Origin of the sequence: Clostridium sp. AF36-4 (assembly GCF_003435975.1) — a bacterium.
Classification (GTDB): Bacteria; Bacillota; Clostridia; order Lachnospirales; family Lachnospiraceae; genus Eubacterium_F.
On sequence record NZ_QTVH01000049.1, the window covers coordinates 1 to 5,555 of the forward strand.

The 5,555-nt window shown below is 36.7% G+C and carries 4 protein-coding genes; 1 reads left to right on the top strand and 3 read right to left on the bottom strand.

The window, feature by feature from the left end:
* Positions 1-1,282 (top strand): IS66 family transposase (locus DW005_RS13300; RefSeq protein ID WP_242989490.1); only part of this gene is annotated, 1,282 nt, incomplete at its 5' end.
* A 199-nt stretch (positions 1,283-1,481) separates the two neighbouring features.
* Here DW005_RS13300 and DW005_RS13305 read toward each other — a convergent pair.
* The 3 genes from DW005_RS13305 to DW005_RS13315 all read right to left on the bottom strand — a co-directional run.
* Positions 1,482-1,958 (bottom strand): hypothetical protein, encoded by a 477-nt coding sequence (locus DW005_RS13305; RefSeq protein WP_117480161.1) that lies wholly within the window; start codon positions 1,956-1,958, stop codon positions 1,482-1,484.
* A 705-nt stretch (positions 1,959-2,663) separates the two neighbouring features.
* A complete protein-coding gene (locus DW005_RS13310; protein WP_117480162.1) occupies positions 2,664-4,817 on the bottom strand; it encodes an AAA family ATPase in 2,154 nt (717 codons plus the stop codon).
* A gap of 124 nt (positions 4,818-4,941) precedes the next feature.
* A partial coding sequence (locus DW005_RS13315; protein ID WP_147324447.1) for a site-specific integrase occupies positions 4,942-5,555 on the bottom strand: 614 nt, incomplete at its 5' end.

A 5,555-nucleotide genomic window follows, 5' to 3' on the forward strand; every position in this document is an offset into this window, starting at 1 on the left:
GATTATATCATTTATTCCAGTGTTGGTGTTACAACTTTATTATACCATCTCAGTCCGGACAGAAGTGGAATACCAACAGGCAAAACTGATTGTAAAACAGATTTATCGTCAGGTTAAAAAATGTACAAGTTGCGGAACAGACGGCAGTGTGAATGTGAAGGATCATCTTCAGAAAGCGGCCGTGCCGGCAAGTGTGCTGTCCCATTCCATAGCGACACCTTCACTGGTTGCCCATATCATGTATCAGAAATTTGCCATGGGAATACCGCTCAACCGGATGGAAAAAGATTTTTACCGGATGGGTCTTGTTCTTCCGAGAAAGAACATGGCAAACTGGGTAATCCGTTGCAGCGAGGATTGGTTTACACCGATTTATGAAAGAATTCATGAATGCATGATTCAGAAGTGTGAGAACCTGCACATGGATGAGACCAGAATTCAGGTAAACAAAGAGCCCGGAAAAAAGGCAAGCAGTGATTCTTTTATGTGGGTTTTGCAAAGTGGAGCAAGTGAAAAAATAAAAGCTACACTATTTCATTATTCCAGAACCCGCAGCAGGAAAGTTGCTGTCGATTTGTTGACCGGATATCATGGATATCTCACAACGGATGCCTACACAGCATACGAGAATCTGAACATGGATGGCATAAAGAACAACTTTTGCTGGTCGCATGTGCGAAGATACTATGTTGAAAGCATCCCTCTCGATAGCAATGGCAAGGAATTGGAAAACTCCAAAGGTGCCGAAGCCAGAGAGTACATCGATCTTCTGTTCAAACTGGAAGATGAGATGAAGAATCTTTCTTATGAAGAGAAAAGAGAAAAGCGTCAAGTAGCATCCCGTGCCATGCTTGATGCCTTTTGGGCGTGGGTGGATGAAACAGCCTCGACGCCGACGACAAACGAAAAACTGACAAAGGCACTGAATTATACCATCAATCATAAGAAACAATTGGAAACATTCCTTGAAGATGGGAGACTTGCTATTTCGAATAATTTGTGCGAATCCCATATTCGCCCATTTGCCACAGCACGCCGCGCCTGGCTGTTTGCAGACACTCCGAAAGGAGCAGCGGCAAATGCCGTTCTTTATACTTTGGTAGAAAGTGCACGGGCCAATGATCTGGATGTATATGAGTATCTGAATCACATCCTGACCATTATGCCGAATACAGATTTTTGTAATCAACCAGAGGCTGTTGACAGTTTGTTACCGTGGTCAGATCAATTGCCTGAAATATGTTATTTGTCAAAGTACCGTAAAAAACGCTCGCCTAGATAAACAGGCTACGGATATCATATCTTAAAATGGGAACTGTGTCACTACGCCTTGTTTTGGAGTGTTTACTTTACATTATATCAGCCAAGGCATATTTTTACCAGTCAAAAAGGCACCCGAAATACACCACACGGTTTTAAATAAAAAAAGGTGCCTGCCACTAGGAAAGACACCTCTCTTTATCCGACATAGGTATTTATATCTATTGTAATAATTCCTGTTCTATACTAAGGACATCTGGAAAAATCAGCTTCGCTCCCTTTCTCTGCAATGCTAAAACTTTTCCCGCTTTATCCTTTAACTCCTTTTCCAATCTACCATCAACACGAACTGGTATGTTGGCAACAGAGTCCAGATACTCATTTTTCATATATTTTTCTGTAATCGGGCACATATTTTGAATCAAAAATGCCTTCTCATGGCCAAGCACTTCTCCAAAAACAATTGTATCGCACCTATGATACTTTTGCATTTTCTTATTATAGATTCCTTTAAATTTAGAAGTCTGTGATGAAAATGGTATCATCCAAAACAGCTGCGTATTACTATCCTGGAATGCATAAAAGCATGGTCTATCATGTAACTGTCCATTTACCTTTTCCTTATTCTGCATCAAATAAGAATCTGGAAAATCCTTAAAGTATTGATCATCAATATAATAAAAATGTCCTATTTCCATTTCTTCTCCTATCGTCAAAAAGAGGCTCCGACCTCTCGAACGGAACCTCAAAACATTTGAACTCGACCTTTTCTAAGTCGCATATCGAGTAGCGACAAACATTTGAACTCGACCTTATTTGAGTTGCATATCGAGTAGCAACAAACATTTGCAGCAATCTCTTACTGTACTTAAAGTATACATTCAAATGTTCCGCCTGTCAAGGTCAAATATAAGTTCAAATCACAGCTTGCGGCTGCATTAATATTATATGTCCGTATCCAACTAGATATTCATTTTACACGATGCTGCTAGACTATTCAACGATTGCACACTATATAACGATTGCCCTTACGATTTAACGATTGCTACTACCGTTAAAATCTGCACTTCTACATCGGCTCATTTGCATTCCCTCATTCGTAGTATTGCCGTAGTCTGCCACTACTACACCTGCCACGATATGCCCATGTAATGCCACCTAAAGCCTTGATTTTATTGACTACCCATAGTCCTGCCGTGGCAGATGAATAGTACTTTTATCATAGTTTTGTTTCTCCTTATTTTGCCCCGGAATGCCCTATTATGCGAAGGATTTCGGGGATTTTGTAGTTTGCTCTGAAATTACAGATTGTGGCAAATCAGAGCAGAATTTAGTAAGTTGTTACTACCTGTTAGTAGTAAAATTGGTAGTAAAACGGGGTTGGGTTACTACTAAGGATTTTGTTATTGAAAATCATATCGTGCCACTTCGTTAGCAACAAAACGCTCTGCATATGTATTATATTCCTCTGGAACAATATTAAATTTGCGCACATCTAATGAATATAAATAATCATTTTCAATATGGAATGTTTCATCAACATATTTTCTCAGAACATCATTATAATCTCTGAGTCTTTTCCTCGCTGCTTCGTCTCTTTCAACATAAAAACGTAATATCAAAAGACGTTCATAAGCTGTCTTCTCTGTATCCATATATGCTCGTATCAGATTTTCAGGTGCACATTCTATCAACAAATTCGAATAATCAAAATCGGATATAAATTCCTTAATATAGTTATTTCCTTCAAATAATTCGTTGTCTTCCAACAATATATTTCCAGCATTATCTTTGGAAACAGCTTGTCTTCCGTGCACTAAACTCGAAAGAATGTTATATGCACTTGAGTCATCTCTAGGATTTACATATTGATGTTCTATATATTTTCTCAAACACCCTATTCTGGCTGCCACATGATAATTTTCATACATCGCTAGTTCTTTTAACAGAACAACTGATGACAGCATATCTTCATCTTTAACTATCTCAGTACATATAATATCTCCATCAACATTTTCAATATAATACGCACAATTTGAATCTGCATTTTGTCTTCCAGAATGTGTCTGAACATAGTCTATTACAGGTTCAAAATCATGTGTAAGTAATAAAACCGTTCTTTGATATAGACTATTATCTTTATCACCAGTCTTGAATAATCTATTTATTATTGCATATTTCTTATTCCTGTCGAACGATGATATTGGGTCATCTAGTATAATAATATCTGCATTCTTACTAATAGCATCAAACATAAACATAATCAATGCAAATGCATGACGTTCTCCCCAACTTAAATGTTCATTTGGCGCATCAAGACCTTCATATGTATTATCCGGCAAAATATATTCTAATATTGCTGATGCGTTGTCCTCTCCATCAAGTTTCACATCAAAATGATATTTAAATCCTGCTAACTCTAAAAAACCATTTATATCCTTTGTTCTGTTCTTAATCTGTTCACTAAGATACTTATTATACTTTGAAATCTCACCTTTTAGTTTTCCAACACTACTCAATAGCTCATCAATTTTTTGATTTACTACGCCCAAGTGCTCAATTGCATAATCCGTTGTAAAATAAGAATCGATTGCAGAAAAATCGATTTTCATTTCAGATAACATTTTCTCTAATTCATTTATATTTTCTCTATTTACTGTTGAGCCATTAAAATCTTTAATTTTTGTTAACTGGTTTAATAAATGAGTAGCTTCTGCATTTAGTTTTATAAGATGAGTTTCCAATGAGGAAGTATTCCCGTTTACTCCAAAAAAAGATTTTAATTGTTCTATTTTCTGCTCATCTACAAAATTAGCTATTTTCTCCATAACAGAAAGAATCAATGTAGCAATTTCAATGCTACCTTTATCAAAACTTTCAGAAAAAATTTGATTTCTTCTTTCCGTTTTTTCATCATCATCTGTTGTACAATATGGACACAATCCCTTTCTACCAAACTGCTCGTATCCTTGCATTCTCCACTTTGCCCATTTTGTAACACTATCATCATCAAAAAAAGGTTTCATTTCTTCAAGTTCTTTAGGTGGATTAAAAAATGCGCCTTTACCTTCGAGAATGCCTTTTGCACTTCTCCTATCCAATTGTTGATTCGAACCAACTTTTATTTTCCCCAGTAATAATTGTAATTGTCCCATCAATTCCACAACGAACTCATCATCAATTATCACAGTCTTTAAATTATGTAATTCTATATCAATTGATTGCTTTGCTGCATCGTATTCAGGAGTTCTTACTAGGACATCAAACGCATTCTGAATAATAGTATTTTTTTGATATACATATGTTTTAACATACTCATCGTTAAAAACCATAATCTTCTCGTTTGTCACCCCGGTTACTGTCGGCTGATTTGCCGTACTCTTTTTCCCATATGGACGCAATGCCTCTAAACCTTTTCCCTCTGAAACCAATGCAATTGCCTTAGCAATTGTAGACTTTCCACTTCCATTTCTTCCAAAAAATATATTCATTTTCTGCTCTTGCAAATCAATATTAGCAGACTTTATATTATTACAATTATCAATGTGGACTAACATTTTTTCATCTCCATTTCAAATTATATTAAAAAACCTAATTATATTATAATCTTATATAGTCGTTTTTTCCACAAAAATAACGCCCCAGCCAATAAAAAGCCAGAGCGCACATCTATCTTCTATATTAAATTGCCTTAAACATTTTCTGCGACATCGGTTTCTCTTTCTTCTGCTCAACCTCCGCCTGTGCCTTTCTAAACTCTTCCATTCGTTTCAATTCTCCCTCAGCGTCATCGAATCCGATATGCGTGTACACATTCATTGTGACTGATATATCCGAATTCCCCATGAGGTATTGTAATGTCTTTGGATTCATTCCCGATTTTGCCATATTCGAGCAATAGGTGTGTCGGCATACATGAGGTGTGATATTTGGCATCTGCACCCAGTAAATGTCATTGTACCTACCAACCATATGATTGAAACGGTGCTGCCAGTGCATTGCCACAAGTGGCATTCCATTATCATCGTAAAATAGAAATCCACTATATCCATCTATGGCTTTCTCCACTTTCGGTGCATTTCTATCCTCAATGATTGCCTGAAACATCTGTGCCACATCCTCCGTGATTGGTAATACTCTTGTTCCGGCATCCGTCTTTGTGGTTTCTATGATGTATCGCATATCCGATGTTCTCTGCAACTGATGGTCAATATTTACAGTTCTGTTCTCAAGATCAATGTCCTGAGATGGTATAATAAAGTTGTAACACCAACACTGGAATAAATGATATAATC

Bases quoted from the DNA above. Each gene is read 5' to 3' on its own strand.
- DW005_RS13305 (WP_117480161.1), bottom strand. From the start codon at position 1,958: ATGGAAATAGGACATTTTTATTATATTGATGATCAATACTTTAAGGAT.
- DW005_RS13310 (WP_117480162.1), bottom strand. From the start codon at position 4,817: ATGTTAGTCCACATTGATAATTGTAATAATATAAAGTCTGCTAATATT.